Origin of the sequence: Micrococcus sp. NPDC078436 (assembly GCF_040702705.1) — a bacterium.
GTDB lineage: Bacteria > Actinomycetota > Actinomycetes > Actinomycetales > Micrococcaceae > Micrococcus.
This window is the reverse complement of record NZ_JBFBLX010000001.1, coordinates 265,356-285,420: the sequence shown is the minus strand read 5'-3', so window position 1 is coordinate 285,420 and position 20,065 is coordinate 265,356. Positions and strand designations below refer to the sequence as shown.

At 74.8% G+C, this 20,065-nt stretch carries 21 protein-coding genes and 1 pseudogene; 3 read left to right on the top strand and 19 right to left on the bottom strand.

Annotation, left to right across the window (positions count from 1 at the left end):
- Window positions 1-68: 68 nt before the first annotated feature.
- The 14 genes from AB0302_RS01310 to AB0302_RS01245 form a co-directional block, all read right to left on the bottom strand.
- Complete coding sequence (locus tag AB0302_RS01310) at window positions 69-1,061, bottom strand: tyrosine recombinase XerC (RefSeq protein WP_366370288.1); 993 nt, start codon at window positions 1,059-1,061, stop codon at window positions 69-71.
- Window positions 1,058-2,407, bottom strand: a complete 1,350-nt coding sequence (locus AB0302_RS01305) for a DNA-processing protein DprA (protein WP_366370287.1) — start codon at window positions 2,405-2,407, stop codon at window positions 1,058-1,060. The genes AB0302_RS01310 and AB0302_RS01305 overlap by 4 nt, the downstream gene beginning before the upstream one ends.
- Window positions 2,404-4,020, bottom strand: a complete 1,617-nt coding sequence (locus AB0302_RS01300; RefSeq protein ID WP_366370286.1) for an ATP-binding protein — start codon at window positions 4,018-4,020, stop codon at window positions 2,404-2,406. The genes AB0302_RS01305 and AB0302_RS01300 overlap by 4 nt, the downstream gene beginning before the upstream one ends.
- Window positions 4,017-4,436 (bottom strand): YraN family protein, encoded by a 420-nt coding sequence (locus AB0302_RS01295; RefSeq protein ID WP_366370285.1) that lies wholly within the window; start codon window positions 4,434-4,436, stop codon window positions 4,017-4,019. The genes AB0302_RS01300 and AB0302_RS01295 overlap by 4 nt, the downstream gene beginning before the upstream one ends.
- Before the next feature lie 118 nt (window positions 4,437-4,554).
- Window positions 4,555-4,878, bottom strand: coding sequence for a DUF2469 domain-containing protein (locus AB0302_RS01290; RefSeq protein WP_298713260.1), 324 nt, complete (start codon window positions 4,876-4,878; stop codon window positions 4,555-4,557).
- Between the two features lie 129 nt (window positions 4,879-5,007).
- Window positions 5,008-5,766: a ribonuclease HII gene (locus tag AB0302_RS01285; protein ID WP_298713256.1), complete on the bottom strand. Its 759-nt coding sequence runs from the start codon at window positions 5,764-5,766 to the stop codon at window positions 5,008-5,010.
- Complete coding sequence (gene lepB, locus AB0302_RS01280; RefSeq protein ID WP_366370284.1) at window positions 5,763-6,536, bottom strand: signal peptidase I; 774 nt, start codon at window positions 6,534-6,536, stop codon at window positions 5,763-5,765. The genes AB0302_RS01285 and lepB (AB0302_RS01280) overlap by 4 nt, the downstream gene beginning before the upstream one ends.
- Window positions 6,529-7,290, bottom strand: a complete 762-nt coding sequence (gene lepB, locus AB0302_RS01275; RefSeq protein WP_298713255.1) for a signal peptidase I — start codon at window positions 7,288-7,290, stop codon at window positions 6,529-6,531. Before lepB (AB0302_RS01275) ends, lepB (AB0302_RS01280) begins: the two co-directional genes overlap by 8 nt.
- Before the next feature lie 37 nt (window positions 7,291-7,327).
- The gene (gene rplS, locus AB0302_RS01270; protein WP_248115058.1) at window positions 7,328-7,681 is read right to left on the bottom strand and encodes a 50S ribosomal protein L19; all 354 of its coding nucleotides are present in this window, start codon (window positions 7,679-7,681) and stop codon (window positions 7,328-7,330) included.
- A gap of 209 nt (window positions 7,682-7,890) precedes the next feature.
- Window positions 7,891-8,628, bottom strand: a complete 738-nt coding sequence (gene trmD, locus AB0302_RS01265; protein WP_298713253.1) for a tRNA (guanosine(37)-N1)-methyltransferase TrmD — start codon at window positions 8,626-8,628, stop codon at window positions 7,891-7,893.
- Between the two features lie 7 nt (window positions 8,629-8,635).
- Complete coding sequence (gene rimM, locus AB0302_RS01260) at window positions 8,636-9,229, bottom strand: ribosome maturation factor RimM (RefSeq protein ID WP_366370283.1); 594 nt, start codon at window positions 9,227-9,229, stop codon at window positions 8,636-8,638.
- A gap of 34 nt (window positions 9,230-9,263) precedes the next feature.
- Window positions 9,264-10,157, bottom strand: a complete 894-nt coding sequence (locus AB0302_RS01255; RefSeq protein WP_366370282.1) for a hypothetical protein — start codon at window positions 10,155-10,157, stop codon at window positions 9,264-9,266.
- The gene (locus AB0302_RS01250) at window positions 10,154-10,816 is read right to left on the bottom strand and encodes a hypothetical protein (RefSeq protein WP_366370281.1); all 663 of its coding nucleotides are present in this window, start codon (window positions 10,814-10,816) and stop codon (window positions 10,154-10,156) included. Before AB0302_RS01250 ends, AB0302_RS01255 begins: the two co-directional genes overlap by 4 nt.
- 92 nt (window positions 10,817-10,908) lie before the next feature.
- On the bottom strand, window positions 10,909-11,820 hold the full coding sequence (locus AB0302_RS01245) for a HAMP domain-containing sensor histidine kinase (protein WP_366370280.1): 912 nt from the start codon (window positions 11,818-11,820) through the stop codon (window positions 10,909-10,911).
- Window positions 11,821-11,832: 12 nt separating this feature from the next.
- Here AB0302_RS01245 and AB0302_RS01240 point away from each other — a divergent pair, with 12 nt between their 5' ends.
- Complete coding sequence (locus tag AB0302_RS01240; protein ID WP_366370279.1) at window positions 11,833-12,564, top strand: HAMP domain-containing sensor histidine kinase; 732 nt, start codon at window positions 11,833-11,835, stop codon at window positions 12,562-12,564.
- A pseudogene (locus AB0302_RS01235) lies at window positions 12,561-13,247 on the top strand (response regulator transcription factor). The gene AB0302_RS01240 and the pseudogene AB0302_RS01235 overlap by 4 nt, the downstream one beginning before the upstream one ends.
- A gap of 88 nt (window positions 13,248-13,335) precedes the next feature.
- Here AB0302_RS01235 and AB0302_RS01230 read toward each other — a convergent pair.
- From AB0302_RS01230 to ftsY, 5 genes are all read right to left on the bottom strand, one after another.
- Complete coding sequence (locus tag AB0302_RS01230; protein ID WP_248115313.1) at window positions 13,336-13,575, bottom strand: RNA-binding protein; 240 nt, start codon at window positions 13,573-13,575, stop codon at window positions 13,336-13,338.
- Between the two features lie 2 nt (window positions 13,576-13,577).
- Window positions 13,578-14,012, bottom strand: coding sequence for a 30S ribosomal protein S16 (gene rpsP / locus AB0302_RS01225; protein WP_366370278.1), 435 nt, complete (start codon window positions 14,010-14,012; stop codon window positions 13,578-13,580).
- A 237-nt stretch (window positions 14,013-14,249) separates the two neighbouring features.
- Entirely contained in the window at window positions 14,250-15,836 is a 1,587-nt protein-coding gene (gene ffh, locus AB0302_RS01220) for a signal recognition particle protein (RefSeq protein ID WP_248115070.1), read from the bottom strand.
- A gap of 107 nt (window positions 15,837-15,943) precedes the next feature.
- Entirely contained in the window at window positions 15,944-17,233 is a 1,290-nt protein-coding gene (locus AB0302_RS01215) for an ammonium transporter (RefSeq protein ID WP_366370277.1), read from the bottom strand.
- A 235-nt stretch (window positions 17,234-17,468) separates the two neighbouring features.
- Window positions 17,469-18,710 carry a signal recognition particle-docking protein FtsY gene (ftsY, locus tag AB0302_RS01210; protein ID WP_366370276.1) on the bottom strand — a complete coding sequence of 414 codons (1,242 nt, stop codon included), beginning with the start codon at window positions 18,708-18,710 and terminating at the stop codon, window positions 17,469-17,471.
- A gap of 39 nt (window positions 18,711-18,749) precedes the next feature.
- On the opposite strand from ftsY, the gene AB0302_RS01205 reads away from it, so the two are divergent.
- On the top strand, window positions 18,750-20,057 hold the full coding sequence (locus AB0302_RS01205) for an MFS transporter (RefSeq protein WP_366370275.1): 1,308 nt from the start codon (window positions 18,750-18,752) through the stop codon (window positions 20,055-20,057).
- Window positions 20,058-20,065 lie beyond the last annotated feature (8 nt).

Here is a 20,065-nt window from a genome sequence, read left to right as displayed (position 1 = left end):
ACTCCTGTGGCCATTGTGCCGGAGGGTCCGGGGGCGGGCAATGGTCCCGGCTTGAGGGCGTGTCGCGCTCAGGCGCGGGGGTGCGCCTGGCGGTAGCCCTCCCGCAGGCGGTCGATGGACACGTGGGTGTACACCTGCGTGGTCCGCAGGGACGAGTGGCCGAGCAGCTCCTGGACGGTGCGGAGGTCGGCACCGCCGTCGAGCAGGTGGGTGGCGGCGGTGTGGCGCAGGGTGTGCGGGCCGCGGGCCGCCGTGTCGCCGAGCGCCTCGAGCCCGCGGTCGACGACGGCCCGCACCTGCCGCACGCCGAGCCGCCCGCCGCGCGCGCCGAGGAAGAGGGCGGGGCCGGACTCCCCCGTGAGCAGGGCGGGGCGTCCGGCGGAGGACCAGAGGTGGACCGCCCGCGCGGCGGGACCGCCGAACGGGACGGTGCGCTGTCGGTCGCCCTTGCCGGTGAGGGTGGCCACGCGGCGCCCCAGGTCCACGTCGTCCCGGTCGAGGGCCACGACCTCGGCGACGCGGGCTCCCGTCGCGTAGAGGAGCTCGAGCACGGCCGCGTCGCGCAGGGCGACAGCGCGGGCGACGGCGTCGTCGCCCTCCTCCGCTTCGGCGACGCGGGCCTCGGCCCAGTCCAGCAGGCGGCGTGTCTGCAGGTCCTGCAGCACGTGCGGCAGGGAGGAGTCCGGCCGGGGGGAGCGCAGGCGCAGCGCCGGATCGTCGTGGCGCAGGCCCTCGCGGCGCAGCCACGCCATGAACGTGCGCACGGCGGCGACGCGGCGGGCCAGCGTGGTGCGGGCCAGGCCGGCGTGGGCCATGGCGGCGAGCCAGCCGCGCAGGTCCTCCACGTCCACCTCCGCGAAGACATCCTGACCGGGGCCCACGTGCGCGGCCAGGTGGCGCAGGTCCGCACGGTAGGCGGACACGGTCCGGGGGCTGCGATTGCGCTCGTGGGTCAGGTGCTCCGCGTACGCCTCAAGCCACGCCGCGTCCCGGGGCGAGGGCGCGGGCACGGCCGCGGACGGCTCGGCCGCCGGGCCTGTGGCGCGAGGACGGGTGCTCATCCCTCCACTGTGCCACCCCCGCCCGGTGCGCGCCGCCAGCGGTCCTCCACGCGCTCGGCCAGCCCGGCCCGCTGCAGGCGGGAGAGGACGGCGAGCACGGTGGGCAGGGCCAGGCCCGCGGTGACGGTGAGGCGGTCCACGGGCACGGCGCTGCGCAGCGGGAGGGCGTCGACGACGAGCAGCTCCTCCACGGTGAGGGCGTCCGTGGGCCGCTCGGCGTGCCGCTGCCGGCGCTCCCCCCTCGTCCCCGGCGCCGACGTGGGCGCCACGGATGGTTCGGGCGCCCGGGACGTGCCCGTGTCCGCGGCCGTCCCGCCAGGGGCGCCCCTCCCAGCGGGCCGGCGTACGCCGTCCAGCAGGGCGAGGGCGTCGTCCTCGTCCATCACGAGCCGCGCCGGGGTCTCCTTCAGCAGGCGATGGCAGCCGGCGGAGCTGGGCGCGGTGACGGGCCCCGGGACGACGCCGAGCTCCCGGCCGAGGCCCATCGCGTGGCCGGCGGTGTTCTGCGCGCCGGAGCGCCAGCGCGCCTCGACCACGAGCACGGCGCCGGAGAGCGCGGCGATCAGCCGGTTGCGCTGGAGGAAGCGGTGGCGCGTCGGACTCGCTCCGGGCGGCATCTCCGAGAGGAGCAGCCCGGCCTCCATGACGTCTCGGAGCAGCTCCTCGTGGCCTGCCGGATAGAAGCGGTCGAGGCCGCCGGCCAGCACGGCCATGGTCCGGGCGGACGCCTCCGCTCCCCCGGTCCCGCCCCGCTCCTGGGCCGCGTCGAGGGCTGCGCGGTGCGCGGCGCCGTCGATCCCGTATGCCCCGCCCGAGACGACGCACAGGCCGGCTCGGACAGCGTGGCCCACGAACTGGCGCGTCACCGCGCGGCCGTACGCGGTGGCCTCGCGGCTGCCCACCACGGCGAGGGTGCGGCCGGCAGCGGGCAGCGCGCCCGTCCCGCGGAACCACAACCCCAGCGGGGCGCTCTCGCCGAGGTCCTCCAGTGCGGCCGGCCAGGTGTCGTCCTCCGGGATGAGCAGGCCGCCGCCCAGACGGTGCAGGGCGACGAGGTCGCGCTCGGGGTCCAGATGGGCGGCGCGGGGCGCCCATCGCTGCAGCCCGGCGGACCACCGGCGCGCCAGGCCGTCCGGCGCGCCGGTGTGCTCCGCCAGGAGGTCCCGCTCGGCGGGCTGCAGTGCCGCGCGGCCGGTGAGGAGCGCGAGGGCCCGCTCGGGGCCGAACGCTGCCACGGCGTGCGCCGGAAGCTCGTCCCCGGGCTCCACGAGCCGGGTGAGCGCGGCGCGGGCCACGCGGGCGCCGTCGGGGCGGGCGGAGGTGGGGGTGGGGTGGGAGGGATTCACGGCTGTTCCTCGTCTCGGCTGCGCAGGTTCAGGGCCACGTCTGTGTCCTCCGGGGCGGGCCGCTCGCGGCCGCGCAGGTCCGCGAGGGTCCACGCGAGGCGAAGCACCCGGGCGTGGCCGCGAGCGCTGAGCTCGCCCCGGTCCACGGCCGCGTCGGCCGGCTCCCGGGCGACGGCGGGCACCGCGAACGGCCCGTGTCGCAGCACGGGCGCGGGCACGCGGGCGTTGCGGCGCACGTGGGAGGCCACGAGGCCGCGCGCGCCGGCCTCCCTCCAGCGGGCGTCCTGGCGCTCCACGGCGGCGTGCACCCTGGCGGCCACGGTGGCGGAGTCCTCCGCGGCAGGGGCTCCGGTGAGCTGGTGCGCGCTCACGGGGCGGACCGTCACCTGCAGGTCCACGCGGTCCAGCAGCGGACCGGAGAGCCGGTCGGCGTAGCGCCGGCGCTGGAGCACGGAGCACCGGCAGCGGCTGCCGTTGCCGCCGCCGAAGCCGCAGGGGCACGGGTTCGCGGCGAGGACGAGCTGGAAGCGGGCGGGGTAGGCGACCGTGCCGCGGGAGCGGTGGATCACCACCTCCCCCGACTCGAGGGGCTGGCGCAGGGACTCGAGCGTCCGGCGGTCGAACTCGGGGGCCTCGTCGAGGAAGAGCACGCCGCCGTGGGCCAGGGACACGGCGCCGGGCCGGGCCAGCCCGGCGCCGCCTCCCACGAGGGAGGCGGCCGAGGCCGAGTGGTGCGGGGCCTCGAACGGCGGGCGGCGGTCGAGGCCGCCCGCGTGGGCGCCGATGGCGCGCAGGGAGCGCAGCGCCGCGGTCTCGAGCGCCGTGCGGTCGTCCATGGGCGGGAGGATGCCGGGCAACCGCTCGGCGAGCATCGTCTTGCCCGCGCCGGGCGGGCCCATGAGGAGCAGGTGGTGTCCACCCGCGGCGGCCACCTCGAGGGCGAACCGCGCCTCGCCCTGACCGGCCACCTCCGCGAGGTCGGGCGCCGGAGTGCACCCGGGCCCGCGGGCCTCCGGGGAGGTGGAGCCCTCCTCTCCGCCGGATCCGGCGCGGCCGGCGCCGAGCACGTGCCCGTCCGGCTCGGGCGGGACAGTCCCCTCGGGCGAGCCGCCGAAGGCTCGGATCACGTGGTGCAGGTGGGCGTAGCCCCGGACGCGGGCACCGGGGACGAGCTCGGCGTCGGCGACCGCCTCCTGCGCCACCACGATGTCCCGATGGCCGGCGTCCACCGCGGCGAGCACCATGGCCACGGTCTCCGGGGCCCGGTGCAGCGTTCCGTCCAGGCCGAGCTCCGCCAGGAACACGGGCCCGTCCACACCGCGCACCCGCCCGTCCGCGGCGTAGGCGGCGAGCACGATGGCGAGGTCGTGGCACGCGCCGCGCTTCTGCACGCCGGCCGGGAGCAGGTTCACGGTCAGGTGCCGGCGGGTCAGCGGCAGGCCGGCGTTGCGGGCGGCGGAGCGGATGCGGTCACGGCTCTCCTGCAGGGCCTGGTCCGGCAGTCCCAGCAGGGTGAAGCCGGGAAGGGACTGGGCGATGTCGGCCTCCACGTCCACCACGTCGCCGCGCAGCCCGGCCAGGGAGATCGACCGCGTGCGACCGATACGGCTCACCGCCGCACGTCCGTGACGAGGTCGAAGCGGACGCCCCCGGTGCGCGGCACGAGGACGGCGACGGCATCCACGCGCCACGGGGCCGGATGCCGCCCCTCGCTGTGGGTCCGCACCCACTCGGCCATGAGGCGGTGCAGGCGCAGCAGCTTGCGCCGGGTGATGGCCTCGAGGGGATCGCCGAAGGCCAGCCCCGAGCGGGTCTTCACCTCCACGCCCACCCACCAGCCGGCGTGGTGGGCCACGATGTCCAGCTCGCCCGCCTCGCCGCGCCAGTTCCGCTCGGCGATGACATAGCCGCGCTCCGTGAGCCAGCGCGCGGCCGCGTCCTCCCCGAAGCGGCCCAGCGCCGTGTGCGCGCTGCTGCCCCGCCCCTGCGCGCCGCCGCCCGGCGGCGCCGTCTCCCCGGTCCTCGTCATGGTGACCACCTCCGCCACCAGGGTGCGGGAGGCGGAGGGGACCGCGCCGGGCCGCGGGCCTGCTGTGAGGGAGGGGACGCCTGTGCAGGAGCGGTGGGCCCGCGCCGGCCCCTGCGACTCAGCCCGGCAGCCGGCCGTCCTGCGGGACCTGGAGGTCCTCGGCGGGCAGCTCCTCGATGTTCACGTCCTTGAAGGTGAGCACCCGCACACGCTTGATGAACCGCGCGCTGCGGTACACGTCCCAGACCCAGGCGTCCTCGAGGACCAGTTCGAAGAACACGTCGCCGTCGGCCTGGTGCGGCGTGAGGGTGACGCCGTTGGCGAGGTAGAAGCGGCGCTCCGTCTCCACCACGTAGCGGAAGAGGCCCACGACGTCCCGGTACTCGCGGTAGAGCGTGAGCTCCGCCTCGGCCTCGAAGTCCTCCACATCGTCCGCGCTCATGGCAGGACCTCCTCAATGCTCGGCAGGGCATCCGGGCGGCCGTGCGGGCCGGACGGATGCAGACCCGTCCATCCTGCCTCGCGCCGGGACTCGCGTCGAACGCGGCGAGCCCGGTCGACGCCCGCGGGCTCAGTCGAACAGCGTGGGGGCGGGGTCGCCGTCGGGCAGGCCGAGGTTCCACGAGCGCCGGTGGTGCGTGGTGGCGCCGAGCCGCTGCAGCGCGGCGCGGTGGGCGGCCGCGCCGTAGCCCTTGTTGCCCGACCAGCCGTAGGCGGGGTGCTCGGCGTGGAGCATGATCATGGTGTCGTCGCGGCCGACCTTGGCCGCGATCGAGGCCGCCGCCACGGTCGCGGACTGGTCCTCCGCGCGGACCACCATGCGGGGCACGGGCGGCACCGGGGCGGGTGCGTCGACGGGGGCACCGCGCGTGAGCCAGTCGTCCCGGCCGTCCAGGATCAGGGCGACCGGCTCGGCGTCGAGCGCGGAGCACAGCCCGGCCCACGCCCGGTGCCCGGCGAGGCTGAGGGCCGCGCTGAGCCCCAGGGCGTCGATCTCGGCGGGGCTCGCCTCGCCGAGGCTCACGCCCGCGGCCCACGCGGTGATCTCGGGGACGAGCGCGCGGCGCCGCCGATCGCTCAGTGCCTTGGAGTCCCGCACCGCGGGGATCGTCCCGGAGGCCGGGGCCCACGCGGCGCACGCCCCGACGACGACGGGCCCGGCCAGCGCGCCCCGGCCCACCTCGTCCATGCCGGCCACGAGCCAGGGGCCTGCGGGGGCGGAGGTGGACCCGTCCCCGGCGACCTCGGCCGCCAGCGCGACCTCGAGGTGCAGCCCGGCGCGCACCGCCGTGCGCGGCGAGCTCCCCGCGCGCTGTGCGGCGGGGCTCATGCGTGCCGTCCCGGCTCGGGGACGTCCGCGAACGGCGCCGGGTCCGAGCCCGCCGGGCCGATCCGCTCGAGGGGCCACACGATCGCGACGGCGCGCCCCACGACGTCGTCCGCGGCCACGAACCCTCCGCCCGGGCCGTCCCGGTGGTAGCGCGAGTCGGCGGAGGCCTGCCGGTTGTCCCCGAGCACCCACAGCTGCCCGGCGGGCACGGTGACCTCGAACGGGACCTCGGAGGCCACCACGCCCGGCGCCAGGTAGGGCTCCTCCACGGGCTCCCCGTTGACGCTGACGTGCTCGTCCCCGGGCTGCCAGGCCACCGTGTCCCCCGGCAGGCCCACCACGCGCTTGGCCACGTGCGACCGGGCGTCCTCCGGGGCGAGCCCCACGAAGCGCGCCGCCTCGCCCAGCGGATCGCCCGGGCCGGCGCCCGGCGGCAGCCAGCCCTTCGTGTCGCGGAACACGACGACGTCGCCGCGCTCGAGGGGGGACGCGTCAGGCACGCGCAGGTCCACGGCCACGCGGTCCCCCTGCTCGAGCGTGGGCGCCATCGAGCCCGAGGGGATGAAGAACATGCGCAGCACGAACGTCTTGACCAGCAGGAGCGCGCCCAGGGTCAGGAGCACGACGAGGAGCACCCGCCGCGCCAGGGGGCCCCACCGCGGGCGCCGGGAGGGGCGGGTCTCAGCGCGATGCGCGCCAGCGCCGGAGGGCACGGCCGGGACGGGCTCGGGCGCGGCCGGATCGGCACGCGGCGGGACGGGGTCACCCATGCGCGGCCTCCCCCGGAGCAGCGGCGCCGTCCACGGGGCCGCGGCGGTCCAGCGGCCACACGACCTCCTCGGCCGTGCCGAGCACCGAGTCGAGGGGGATGAGCCCCCCGCCGGGGGCGCCGAGGAGGGCACGGGAGTCGCGGGAGTCCGCCCGGTTGTCGCCGAGCACGACCATCCGGCCCGCCGGCACCTCGAAGCGCCACGGACGCTCCGAGGCCGGCTCGGCGGCGGTGACGGCACGCCCGAGGTAGGGCTCGTCGAGCGGAGTGCCGTTCACCGTGAGGCGGCCGTCGGCGGCGCAGCACTGCACCGTGTCCCCGGGCAGGCCGGCGACGCGCTTGACGAACACGTCCTCCCTCGCGGCGGTGCCCCACCACTGGGCCACGTCCTCGAGGCCGGCCTCGAGCGAGCCGCGGGAGCGGTACGGCGCCAGGCTGCCGCCGCCGTCGAACACCACCACGTCCCCGCGCTCCAGGCCCGCCCCGCCGGCCGCGGACGCGTCGATCCGCACCCGGTCGCCCGGCAGCAGGGTCGGCTCCATCGAGGCGGACGGAATGAGCAGCACGGCACCGGTCACGGCGCGCAGCACGGCGGCCAGCACGACCCCGGCCACCACGGTGAGCGCGACCCAGGGCCACCAGCCGGCCGCCCCAGCGGCGTCCGCGGACCGGGCATCCCGGGCGGCCGGCGCGCCGGATCCGGATGCGCGGGAGCCCCGCGACCGAGACGGGTCACGGGGCTCCGGATGCGACATGGGTGTGCTCAGGCCGCGCGAACGCGGCCGAAGCGGATCACTTGACGTCGGCGCGCTTCTCGCGGATGCGGGCGGCCTTGCCGTGGCGGTCGCGCATGTAGTAGAGCTTCGCGCGGCGCACGTCGCCCTTGGTGACGAGCTCGATCTTGTCGATGACCGGGGAGTGCACCGGGAAGACGCGCTCCACGCCGACGCCGAAGGTCACCTTGCGGACGCGGAAGGTCTCGCGGACGCCGTCGCCCTGGCGGCCCATGACGTAGCCCTGGAAGACCTGCACGCGGGCGGTCTTGCCCTCGATGATGTTGACGTGGACCTTGACGGTGTCGCCGGGGCCGAACTCCGGGATGTCGGTGCGCAGCGTGGACTTGTCGAAGGAATCAAGGATGTGCATGTTCATCTCTCCTGGTGGACGCCACAGGTCATCCACGTGGTACTCGGGTCTGCGGCTGTCCGCCGCGCGTCGCGCGGTCGGGATGCCGGATCCCGTGAGCCTGGTCCGGGCACGCCTGTTGGGCTCCCGGTGGTCCTGCCGTCGACGTCCGCCCCCTGTGGCAGGTCGGGCGTCCGGTGGACCGACAGTCGATTATGCCACAGCCGGGCTCAGCGCTCGGAACCGTCCGGGCCCGGCGCCGTGAACGCGCCCCACAGGTCCGGGCGGCGGTCCCGCGTCCGCTCCTCCTGCTGGGAGCGGCGCCACGCGGCCACCTTGCCGTGGTCGCCCGAGAGCAGCACGGGGGGCACCTCACGGTCCCGCCACACCGAGGGCTTCGTGTACACGGGATACTCGAGCAGCCCGTCCTCATGGGACTCCTCGACGAGGGACTCCGGGTTGCCCACCACGCCCGGCACGAGCCGCCCGATGGCCTCGATCATGGCCAGCGCGGCCACCTCTCCGCCGTTGAGGACGTAGTCGCCCAGAGAGACCAGGCGGACCTCGAAGCGCTCCTCGGCCCAGCCGAACACCCGCTCGTCGATGCCCTCGTAGCGCCCGCACGCGAAGGACACGTGCTCCCGCCGGGCGAGCTCGCGGGCGGTGGCCTGCGTGAACGGGCGGCCGGACGGGGTGGGGACGACGAGGACGGGGCGCTCCCCCACCGCGGGTGCGGGGCTCGCCGCGGCCACGTGCTCGAGGGCCAGGGCCCACGGCTCGGCCTTCATCACCATGCCGGCACCGCCGCCGTAGGGGGTGTCGTCCACCGTGCGGTGCCGGTCGAACGTGAAGTCGCGCAGGTCGTGGACGTGCACGTCCACGAGGCCCTCGCGGCGCGCCTTCCCCAGGAGGGAGACGTCCAGGACGGCCAGGTACTCGGGGAAGATCGTGACGACGTCGAAGCGCACGGGCGGCTCAGCGCTCCTCGTCCGCGGCGGCCGGCGCGGCCGCGGCATCGTCGCCCAGCGCGAGCTCGAGGAGCCCGGGCGGCGGGGTGAGCGTGAGGGTGCCTGCCTCGAGGTCGACCTCGGGGACGATCTCCTCGACGAAGGGCACGAGCGCCTCGGCGTCCGCGTCGTCGAGGGCCACCTGGAGCAGGTCCTGCGCGTCTCCGGTGATCAGTCCCGTCACCACGCCCACGCGGGCGCCGTCCACGAGCACGGCGAGGTCCACGAGGTCGTCCTCGTACCACTCGTCCGACCGCTCGGCCTCCAGGGGCGCGGCGAAGAGCTGGAGGCCGCGCCACGCCTCGGCCGTGTTCCGGTCCGGGCACTCCTCGAAGGCGACGACGAGGATCTGCTTGTTCCACCGGGCCCTGACCACCGTGAGACGCGCGGGCATGCCGGCGCCGGCGCCGCGCACCTCGAGGACCTCGCCGGGGGCGAAGCGGGCGTCCGGGTCGTCCGTGAAGACCTGGACCGTCACCTCGCCGCGGATGCCGTGGGGCTTGCCGATCCGGGCGACGCGGACCAGGGCGTCCTCGGCGGGCGTGACGGGGGTGGGGCTCATGCGGTGTCCTTCGCGGTGGCGCGGCGTCGGCCGCTCAGCGAGGCAGCTGTGGGCCCACCGGGAGGTGGGCCAGGTAGCTGACGCCGCTGAGGTTGTACGGGAACGAGATCCCCATGATTTCACGGATGCCGGTGTGCATGCCCCAGGCGGCCGCGGCGAAGGCCAGGCCGAGCCGTCGGTCCACCAGGCTCAGCGGCGCGCCCAGCTCCACCGCGAGGGAGACGACCGCCATCAGGGTGAACAGCCGTTCCCGGTGGTACAGCGCCGTGCCCGCGGCGGGCTTCTGCGAGCCGAACAGGTCCTTGCGCAGGCCGTCGATCGCGATCTGCCCGCGCAGGACGTCCCCGGAGGCCCAGCCGAATCCCACCGTGCTGCGCACCTTGGCCACGCCGGAGATGAAGTACACCGCGCTGGTGACCGCGTTGAGCATCACGGGCACCGCGCCGTAGCGGCGCTCGAAGACCGCGGGCGCCAGGCGCCGCCGCATCACGAGGGCGTCCACGCTGAGGGCGTCCGCGCTCGGGCTCGTGCCCAGCACCATCTGGTGGAGCACGAGCATGTTGTCGTTGTGGTAGATCATGCCCCACGAGTTGCGGTAGGTGAGGGTCCACAGCTGCAGGGCCGCGTTGAGCGGCCCGGTGACGCGGTGGGCGACCCCCAGCGTGGCCAGCACGTTGACGGCCTGCGCGGCGTCGTGGATCCGGTCGGCCACCTCCGGGCGCAGCGGACGCCGCAGGACGCGGACGACGCCGACGGGCGCGAAGCGTCGGGGATCCTGGGCGTGCACGCCGCGCAGGAGGGCGCGGCGGCGCGCGTGGTGCCGTGCCGCGAACAGGCCCACGCCGATCCGCAGCACCGCGGGGCGCGCCGGGGTGGCCGCGGGACGCAGCGTGTCCACCGCCCACTGCCGGATCCGCGCGCCGTTCACCGGGCCACCCCGTTCGCGATCTCGTCCGCCGTGCGCTCCTCGCGCACCGCGACGGCGGTCCCGCCCAGCTCACAGCGGGCCAGCACCGTCTCCCGATGCGGGAGGCGGTGCCCGCTGTAGTAGTCGTCGAACCGGAAGCGCGAGCGCACCACCTCCACCCGCTGGACGGCCGCCTCACGGCGGCGCCGCGCTGCCCCCTGACCGCTGCCGCTCGGAAGCCGGTCTCCGAGGGCGGCCCGCTGCTCCGCGAGGGAGTCGGCGTACGTCTGCGCCACCAGCGCCGCGTCGCCGCGCCGGATGGCCCGGGAGACCTGCTTGCGGACCTGGTTCAGCCCGCCGTCGCCGAAGTGGCGCGTGCCCGGGATGACGCGCTCTCCCCCCTCGGTGAGGCCGATCACGTGCGGCACGTAGGTGGAGCGGCCGCGGTGCTCGGAGGACATCGGGTAGGTGGAGAGCGGGAAGGAGTCCAGGCGGAACTTCGGCGCGTCGTTGCCGGAGAGCTGCGGCCCCGCGTAGGCGCGCAGGGGCCACAGGAGCACCGCGACGCCGGCCGCCCCCGCCGCGATCCCCCAGGCGTCCCGGGCCGTCGGGGCGGGGGCCGGCTCGCGCACGCGCAGAGGCGGCCGGGCGGCGGGGGCGAAGGGATGCGGTCGGGACACGGGGTGGCTCCTGTCGATGCGGGCGGTGCTGCTCGGTGCGGGCGGGTCGGGGCGGCCGGCCCGCACCTCCAGCGTGGGCGAGCGCGATGAGATCAGGATGAGGCCGGGGCCGGCTCCAGCAGCAGGCGCACGGTCGTGCCCTCCGCCTCCACCTCGTCCCCCCCGAGGATGCGCAGCTCCCCGCCCATGGCGCCCATGAGCCCGTGCGCGACGGCGAGCCCCAGGCCGTTGCCCGGCGCGGGGTCGTTCGAGGCGACCGCGAGGCGCGCCGTCAGGCCGGCGCGCTCCTCCTCGGGCACGCCCCGCCCCCGGTCCGTGACGTCGATCGCCACCCGCTCGCCCTCCTGCGTGGCGAGGGCGTGGACCCGCACGAGGATCGTCCGATCCGTGGGGTGGAGGGAGGAGACGTCGAGGCCGCCCGGCGCATCCGCCGGGATGAGCACTGCGTCGCGGGCGTTGTCGAGGACCTCCTGGAGGACCTGCACCAGGCGTGCCGGCTCGGCCCGTGCGGCCGGCACGGAGGGGTCGGCCTCGACGCGCACCTCGACGCCGCTGCCGTCCTGGTCCGCCCGCTCCCGCCAGCCCCGGGCGGCGACCGCGACGATGTCGGCGGGATCCACGGCCACGGAGTCGACGGCCAGGTCGGCACTGCCGAGGCGCGTGAGCAGCGCGAGGTCGTCGAGCAGCTCTCGGGCCCGTGTGGCCTCGGCCGCCAGCTCGTCCGCCGTCGTCCGCCACTGCGCCGCGGTGCCCCCGGGGCTGCGCAGGCCCGCCTCGAGCATCGCGGAGGAGGTCCGCAGTGTCAGGGTAATGTCCTGCGCGAACGAGCGTTCCCGCGCGAGGGCGCGATCGGCCCGGCGCAGCAGCCGGTTGGCGCCCTTCGCCAGCGCCGCGTACTCGTCCGAGCCCTCCTCCGGGAGGCGGGGCACCCCGCGTCCCCGTGCCGCACGGCGCACCGCCGGGTCACGGTGCTCGGCCACGACGACGTGGCGGACCTGGGACACAGCTTCAACGCGATGCTGGACCGTCTCGAAGACTCCTTCGCGTCCCAGCGGCGCCTCCTCGACGACGTCGGGCACGAGATGCGCACACCGCTCACCATCGTGCAGGGCCACCTCGAGGTCATGGACCCCGAGGACCCCGACGACGTGCGGGAGAGCACGCGCCTGACTCTGGACGAGCTCGCGCTCATGGGCCGGCTCGTCGAGGACCTGCTCACCCTCGCCAAGGCGGAGCGCCCGGACTTCCTGCGTCCCGCGCCCACCGACGTGGCCGAGCTGACCGAGGCGGTGCTCGAACGGGCCCGCGCCCTCGGTGACCGGCAGTGGAGCCTGGACGCCGCCGCCCCCGTGAGCGCGCACGTGGACGGACAGCGTCTGACGCAGGCGTGGCTGCAGCTGGCCGCGAACGCCGTGCGCTACTCGGAGCCCGGCACGCCCGTGGGCATCGGCTCCGCGGCGCGGGCAGGCATGCTGCGGCTGTGGGTGCAGGACGCGGGCGTGGGCGTGCGCCCCGAGGACCGCGACGTGATCTTCGAGCGATTCGGCCGCGGCGCCCACGGCCGGCGGACGGAGGGATCCGGCCTGGGCCTCGCGATCGTCCGCACGATCGTGGAGGGCCACGGCGGCCGGATCACCGTGGACCCCGCGCCCCGCCGGGGGTCCGTCTTCACCATGAGCCTGCCCCTGGAGGGCACGCCCCCGCCGAGACCGGCGGGCGGCATCGACGACCGAGAGGACCGCCCATGATCCCCCTGCTGCTGATCGAGGACGAGGAGCGGATCGCCGGCTTCGTCACCAAGGGCTTCGCCGCGGAGGGGTACGCCGTGACGACGGCGGGCACCGGCGCCGAGGGCATCGCCCTGGCCATGACGGGCGCGTTCGACCTCGTGATCCTCGACCTGGGGCTCCCCGACGTCGACGGCTTCGAGGTCCTGTCCCGGATCCGCGCCCAGGACGGGGAGCTGCCGGTCATCATCCTCACGGCGCGCTCCTCGGCGGAGGACACCGTGGAGGGACTCAGCTCCGGGGCGGACGACTACACGGCCAAGCCCTTCCGGTTCGCCGAGCTCCTCGCCCGCGTGCGCCTGCGCCTGCGTCCCGGCACTCCCGCTCCCGCGCCCGTGGACGCCGTGCTCCGGCACGGCGACCTGGAGCTGGACCCGGCCGCCCACCTGCTCACCCTGAGCGGGGAGCCGGTGAACCTCTCGGCCCGGGAGTTCGCCCTGGCCGAGGAGTTCCTGCGCCATCCGGGCCAGGTGCTCAGCCGGGAGTAGCTCCTCGACGGCGTGTGGGGAGCTGACTTCGAGTCCGGATCGAACGTCGTGGACGTGTACGTGCGGTACCTGCGGACCAAGATCGGGGCGTCCCGGATCCTCACGGTGCGCGGCCTCGGCTACCGCCTCGCCACCGTGCAGGAGTCAGCCGGCTGACACGACGGCCCCGGACGCGACGATCCCCGCAGCTCCTGCACGGCAGGGGCTGCGGGGATCGTGGTGCCGGGTGGACCCGGCGGAGTGGTCAGCGGGCGCGGTCCGTCTCCACGACGTCCACGCGGACCGGGTGTCCGGCCAGGCCGTCCAGCACGGTGCGCAGCGCGGTGGCGGTGCGGCCCTGACGGCCGATCACGCGACCGAGGTCCTCCGGGGCCACACGGACCTCCAGCATGTCACCGCGGCGCTGGGCACGCGCGTCCACCCGGACGGCGTCCGGCGTGTCCACGATGCCTCGCACCAGGTGCTCGAGGGCCTCGGTCAGCATGGTCACTCGGACTTCTCGGCCGGGGCCTCGGCCTCCGCGGCAGGAGCCTCGGCCGGGGCCTCAGCCTCGGCCGGGGCCTCCTCCTTCTTGGGCTCCTCGGGGATGATGACCGAGCCCTTGGAGGGGGCCACGAAGGCCTCCTTCTCAGCCTTGGTCCGCAGGGTGCCCTCGGCGCCGGCCTCGCCCTTGAACTTCTGCCAGTCACCGGTGATCTTCAGGAGGGCGGCGACCTGCTCGGTGGGCTGTGCGCCCACGGAGAGCCAGTACTGCGCGCGCTCCGAGTCGACCTCGATGAACGAGGGCTCCTCGGTGGGGTGGTACTTGCCGATCTCCTCGATCGCACGGCCGTCACGGCGGGTGCGGGAGTCGGCGACGACGATGCGGTAGTACGGGGCGCGGATCTTGCCGAACCGCTTCAGACGAATCTTGACAGCCACGTGTGTGGTCACTCCTTGGTAGAGATCAGGGGGCCGCGATCGGTTCTCCGCGTGGGGGCAGCGGGGCATGCGACCGGGCTAAACGGAACGGAGCGCGCGGAGGATAGAGGGTCGTCCGGGCTCACGCTCAGTACCGGGCCATTCTGCCAGACTCCCCCGGCTCGTGCACCTCGACGCGCGCGGGAGGACGACGACGGCCGCGCCGGGCGGGCGCCGTCGTCGTCGTGGACCCGGGGATCAGCGGTCCTTGAGGTACTTCTCGAAGCCGGCGGGCAGGTTCAGGCTCGACGGGTCGAAGTTCTCGAGGTCCATGCCGCCGGCGCCCTGGCCGAACATGGAGCCCGCGCCGGCCTGCGCGGAACGCGCCTGGCGCTCCTCGAGGGCCTTGCGCTCGGCCGCGGCCTTGGCCGGGTTGCCGGACTTCACCCTGTTCTTGGCGTTCTTGCCCTTGGCCTTCCGAGAGGTGCCGCCGTGGCCCATGCCGGGCATGCCCGGCAGGCCGCCGCCCGAGGCCATCTTCTTCATCATCTTCTGCGCCTCGGCGAAGCGCTCCAGGAGGGCGTTCACCTCGGAGACCTGGGATCCGGAGCCGCGGGCGATGCGCGCGCGGCGGGAGCCGTTGATGATCTTCGGGGCCACGCGCTCGTGCGGGGTCATCGAGTGGATGATCGCCTCCACGCGGCCGATGGAGGACTCGTCGAACTGCTCGAGCTGCTGCCGCATGCCCTGGGCGCCCGGCATCATCATGAGCATCTTCTTCAGCGAGCCCATCTTCTTGAGCTGCTGCATCTGCTGCAGGAAGTCGTCGAGGGTGAAGTCCTCCTGGTCCGCGAACTTCTTGGCCATCTTCTCGGCCTCGGCGCGGTCCCAGTTCTGCTCGGCCTGCTCGATGAGCGACATGACGTCGCCCATGTCGAGGATGCGGGATGCCATGCGGTCCGGGTGGAAGACCTCGAAGTCCTTCAGCCCCTCGCCCGTGGAGGCGAACATGATGGGCTGACCGGTCACCTGGCGGACCGACAGCGCGGCGCCGCCGCGGGCATCGCCGTCGAGCTTGGTGAGGACCACGCCGGTGAAGCCGACGCCCTCGTTGAAGGCCTGTGCGGTGGCCACGGCGTCCTGGCCGATCATCGCGTCGATGACGAAGAGGACCTCGTCCGGCTGCACGGCGGCGCGGATGTCCGCGGCCTGGCGCATGAGCTCGGCGTCCACGCCGAGACGGCCGGCGGTGTCGATGATGACCACGTCGTGGTACTTGGCGTTGGCCTCGGCCACGCCCTCCCGGGCCACCTGCACGGGGTCGCCCGTGGCGGCCTCGAACTCGGAGGAGACGCCCGGGTGCGGGGCGTACACGGGCACGCCGGCGCGCTGGCCGCCCACCTGGAGCTGCTTCACCGCGTTGGGGCGCTGCAGGTCGCACGCCACGAGGAGCGGGGTGTGGCCCTGGGACTTGAGCAGATGCGCGAGCTTGCCCGCGAGGGTGGTCTTGCCGGCGCCCTGCAGGCCCACGAGCATGATCACGGTGGTGCCGGTCTTGGCGTGCCGGATGCGGCGGGTCTCCCCGCCCAGGATGGTCACGAGCTCCTCGTTGACGATCTTCACGATCTGCTGGCCCGGGTTCAGCGCCTGGGCCACCTCGGAGCCGAGGGCGCGCTCCTTCACCTGGGAGATGAACTGGCGCACCACGGGGACGGCGACGTCGGCGTCCAGGAGGGCGCGCCGGATCTCGCGCGCGGTGGCGTCGATGTCCGCCTCGGTCAGCCGCCCCTTGCCCTTGAGGTTGCGGAACGTGGCGGAGAGGCGGTCGGACAGGGAGGTGAACACGGCGGGTGGGATCCTTCGCAGGCGTCAGGGGTGTCGGCGTCGTGAAGACCGCCGGGCGACGCCGTCATCCGACGACGTCGCCCGGCAAGCCTAGCAACCGTGGCCGCTCAGCCCGCTGACCGCTCCCCGGCGTGGGCGAGCGCGTCGGCCGGGACGGGCACGGCGCCGAAGCCCACGTCGTAGGCGGTCTCGGAGTGCAGCGTGACGTCCACGCCCCGCTCCTCGTCCTCGGCGCTCACGCGCAGGCCGAGGGTGGCCCGCAGCACGAGGGCGATCACGGCGGTCACGACCGCCGTGAACACCACGGCCACCACGACGGCGACCGCCTGGGTGAGCAGCAGGGACGCGTCACCCCCGTAGAAGAGGCCCGCGGGTCCTTCAGAGGGCAGGGCGAAGAAGCCGATCAGCACGGTGCCGAGGATGCCCGCGGTGAGGTGGACGCCGACCACGTCGAGCGAGTCGTCGAAGCCGAGCCGGTACTTGAGGTTGACGGCGAGCGCGGACGCCGCGCCGGAGACGAGGCCGATCACGATCGCGCCGACGGGGCTCACGTACGCGCAGGCCGGGGTGATGGCCACGAGCCCGGACACGATGCCGGAGGCCGTGCCGATCGAGGTCGGGCGGCCGCGGCGCAGCCACTCGACGACGATCCACCCGAGCATGCCGGCCGAGCCGGCGGCCAGGGTGGTGATCCACACGAGCCCGAGCTGGTGCCCGCCCTGGGCGGCGCCGCCGTTGAAGCCGAACCAGCCGAACCACAGGATTGCGGCGCCCAGCATCACGAAGGGCACGTTGTGCGGGCGGTGCGCCGGGTCCACGCCGAAGCCCTTCCGCTTGCCCATGGACAGCGCCAGCACGAGCGCGGCCACGCCGGCGCTGATGTGCACCACGAGGCCGCCGGCGAAGTCGAGGGCCTCCCCGAGGCGAGAGCCGATCGCGCCCTCCTCGGAGAGCAGCCCGCCGCCCCACACCATGTAGGCGAGCGGCGCATAGACGAGGCTGACCCACACGGGCACGAACACGCACCACGTGGCGAAGCGCGCCCGGTCGGCCACGGCGCCGGAGATGAGGGCCACCGCGATGACGGCGAAGGTGGCCGCGTAGGCCGCGGGGATCAGGTTCCCCTCGGCCATCGCATCGCTCAGGCCGAGGTCGGAGAGGGGGTTGCCCACGAGTCCCAGCCAGCCCGGCTCATGGGTCATGCCGTAGCCCCACAGGACCCAGACGACGCCGATGAGCCCCATCGAGACGAAGGACATCATCATCATGTTGAGGGCGGACTTCGCGCGCGTCATGCCGCCGTAGAAGAGCGCCAGACCCGGCGTCATCAAGAGGACGAGGCCCGCGCTCGTGACGGTCCATACCGTTCCGGCATCCAGGGTGGTCGGGTCGTTCATCGCTGCACCTTCCGGTCGGGCCCCCGGACGGCAGTGCGGCGACCGATGCCCGGAGGCGTCGTCGCCCGGCCCTGTCGGGCCGATGCCGTGATCCTAGGCGCAGGGGCGGCGCACCGCCCGACCCTGCCGTTTTGTGACGCCACACACGCCTCTGTGACGCCACGCATGCCCGGCCGAACGGCGACGGGGCCCGGACCGCGCGTGCGGTCCGGGCCCCGTCCTCGGGCGGCGCTGCTCAGTCGGCGAGCAGCGCGTCCACGAAGCCTTCGGCGGTGAAGGGCGCGAGGTCGTCCGCGCCCTCACCCAGGCCGATCAGCTTGACCGGCACGCCGAGCGTGCGCTGGATCGCCACGACGATGCCGCCCTTGGCGGTGCCGTCCAGCTTGGTGAGCACGATGCCGGTGACGTCCACGACCTCGGCGAACACCTTCGCCTGGGTGAGGCCGTTCTGGCCCGTGGTGGCGTCCAGGACGAGGAGGACCTCGTCCACGGCGGCCTGCTTCTCGATGACGCGCTTGATCTTGCCGAGCTCGTCCATGAGGTTGGCCTTGTTCTGCAGGCGGCCCGCGGTGTCCACCAGGACGCAGTCCACCTCCTGCTCGATGCCGGTCTTCACGGCCTCGAAGGCGACGGAGGCGGGGTCCGCGCCCTCGACGTCGGACTTGACGGTCTCCACGCCCACGCGGGCGCCCCACGTGGCGAGCTGCTCGGCGGCGGCGGCGCGGAAGGTGTCGGCCGCGCCGAGCACCACGGTGCGGTCCTCGGCCACGAGCACGCGGGCCAGCTTGCCCACGGTGGTGGTCTTGCCGACACCGTTGACGCCCACGACCATGGTGACGGCCGGGAGGTCGTTCTTGCGGGTGGCGGCGATGCGGCGGTCCAGCGAGGGATCGAGCATGGCCACGAGCTCCTCGCGCAGCAGGCCGCGCAGCTCCTGCGGGTCACGGGTGCCGGCCACGGTCACGCGGGCCTTGAGACGGTCCACGAGCTCCATGGTGGCGTCCGTGCCGAGGTCCGCCATGAGCAGCGTCTCCTCGATCTCGTCCCACACGTCGTCGTCGATGCGGTCCTGGGACAGCAGGGCGAGGAGGGACTTGCCGAAGACGTTGTTGGACTTCAGCAGGCGCGCCCGCAGGCGGGCCAAGCGCGTGCCGGCGGCTTCGGGGCGCTCGAGCTGGCGCGTGGTCTCCGGCTCGACCTCGACCGGCACGGTCTCCACCGGGGCAGCCTCGACGACCGGAGGCGCGGCGTGCTTGGGCGCCGGGGCGAGCAGCTCGGCGTCGGGGGCCTCGGGGCGCTCGAGCACCGCGGTCGAACCGTGGGAGCCGCCGGAGGCGACGCCGGGCGCGGGGTCGTCCGCGTCACGCAGCCCCGGGTAGGCGCCCTTCGGCGGCGCGGGGCGACGATCGAGGAATCCGACGAGGACGGTGCCCACCAGCAGGGCGATCACGACTGAGATGATGAGGGCGATTTCCACGAGGCCAGTCTGTCACAGGGGCGTGGGATGATGACGGGCATGCCGCCCTCCCGTGACCGCCGACCGTCCCGACCACCGCTCCCCCGGGACGTGAAGGTGCTGGTCGCGGCGGCGTTCGTGATCGCCATCGGGTTCGGCATCATCGCCCCGCTCCTGCCGCAGTACGCGAGCTCCTTCAACGCGTCCGCGACGGCCGTGGCCGCCGTCGTCTCCGCGTTCGGGCTGACGCGGCTCCTGTTCGCCCCGCTCTCCGGGCGCCTGACGAACCGCCTCGGCGAGACGCCCGTGTACATGACCGGTGTGCTGATCGTGGCCGCGTCCATGTTCCTCATCGCCTTCGCTCAGACGTTCGAGCAGCTGCTGCTCTTCCGCGCCCTCGGCGGCGTCGGCTCCACGCTGTTCACGGTGTCCGCCATGGCGTTCCTGGCGGCGAAGTCACCGCCGACGATGCGCGGGCGCGTCTCCGGTGCGTACGCCTCCGCCTTCCTGATCGGCAACATCGTGGGGCCGATCGTGGGCTCCGCCCTGGCGGTCTTCGGCTTCCGTGCGCCGTTCCTGATCTACGGCACGTCGCTGGTGATCGCCGCGGGGATGGTGTTCGTCCTGCTGCGGGACACGCGGCGCGCGGACCGCGGCACCGGCGATCCCCGCCCGACGATGCCCCTGAAGGAGGCGTTCGGCCTGCCGTCCTACCGTGCGGCGCTCGCCTCGTTCTTCGCGAACGGCTGGGCCACGTTCGGCGTGCGCAACTCGGTGATGCCGCTGTTCGCCGGCACCGCGTTCGCGGGCACGGCGCTGCTGGGGTGGCCGGTGGACGGGGCCCTCATGGCCGGCCTCGCCCTCTCCGTGTTCGCGCTGGGCAACGTGGTCGCCGTGACCTTCTCCTCGCGTCTCTCCGACGTGCACGGCCGCAAGCCGCTGATCCTCACCGGCCTGCTCACCATGGCCGCCACCACCGGCGTGATCGGGTGGATGCAGTCGCCCCTGCTGTTCCTGGTCGCGTGCCTGCTCTCCGGAGCCGGCACCGGCGTGCTCAACGCCCCGCAGCAGGCCGCCATCGCGGACATGGTGGGCCAGGGCCGCAAGGCCGGGCCGGTGATGTCCGCGGCGCAGATGTCCGCGGACCTCGGTGCGATCGCCGGTCCACTGCTGGCCGGCCTCGTGGTGGACCACGCCGGCTACGGCTGGGCGTTCGTGCTCACCGGCGGTGTGATCCTGCTCGGTGCGCTGGCCTGGACCCGCGCCCCCGAGACCAACGTGCCGGTCGCCCCGGGCGGACCGCGCACGGGCTCGCTGCCCACGATCATCCCGCCGGACGTGACTCCGGCGCCGCGCGGCCACGTCTGACCGCCCAG

Excerpts from the sequence above, each read along its gene's own strand:
- lepB (WP_298713255.1), bottom strand. The coding sequence starts at position 7,290 with ATGTCGCATCCGGAGCCCCGTGACCCGTCTCGGTCGCGGGGCTCCCGC.
- lepB (WP_366370284.1), bottom strand. The coding sequence starts at position 6,536 with ATGGGTGACCCCGTCCCGCCGCGTGCCGATCCGGCCGCGCCCGAGCCC.
- AB0302_RS01240 (WP_366370279.1), top strand. The coding sequence starts at position 11,833 with ATGCTGGACCGTCTCGAAGACTCCTTCGCGTCCCAGCGGCGCCTCCTC.
- AB0302_RS01205 (WP_366370275.1), top strand. The coding sequence starts at position 18,750 with ATGCCGCCCTCCCGTGACCGCCGACCGTCCCGACCACCGCTCCCCCGG.
- AB0302_RS01310 (WP_366370288.1), bottom strand. The coding sequence starts at position 1,061 with ATGAGCACCCGTCCTCGCGCCACAGGCCCGGCGGCCGAGCCGTCCGCG.
- rplS (WP_248115058.1), bottom strand. The coding sequence starts at position 7,681 with ATGCACATCCTTGATTCCTTCGACAAGTCCACGCTGCGCACCGACATC.
- rimM (WP_366370283.1), bottom strand. The coding sequence starts at position 9,229 with ATGAGCCCCACCCCCGTCACGCCCGCCGAGGACGCCCTGGTCCGCGTC.
- AB0302_RS01290 (WP_298713260.1), bottom strand. The coding sequence starts at position 4,878 with ATGAGCGCGGACGATGTGGAGGACTTCGAGGCCGAGGCGGAGCTCACG.
- AB0302_RS01295 (WP_366370285.1), bottom strand. The coding sequence starts at position 4,436 with ATGACGAGGACCGGGGAGACGGCGCCGCCGGGCGGCGGCGCGCAGGGG.
- AB0302_RS01215 (WP_366370277.1), bottom strand. The coding sequence starts at position 17,233 with ATGAACGACCCGACCACCCTGGATGCCGGAACGGTATGGACCGTCACG.
- AB0302_RS01230 (WP_248115313.1), bottom strand. The coding sequence starts at position 13,575 with ATGCTGACCGAGGCCCTCGAGCACCTGGTGCGAGGCATCGTGGACACG.
- AB0302_RS01285 (WP_298713256.1), bottom strand. The coding sequence starts at position 5,766 with ATGAGCCCCGCCGCACAGCGCGCGGGGAGCTCGCCGCGCACGGCGGTG.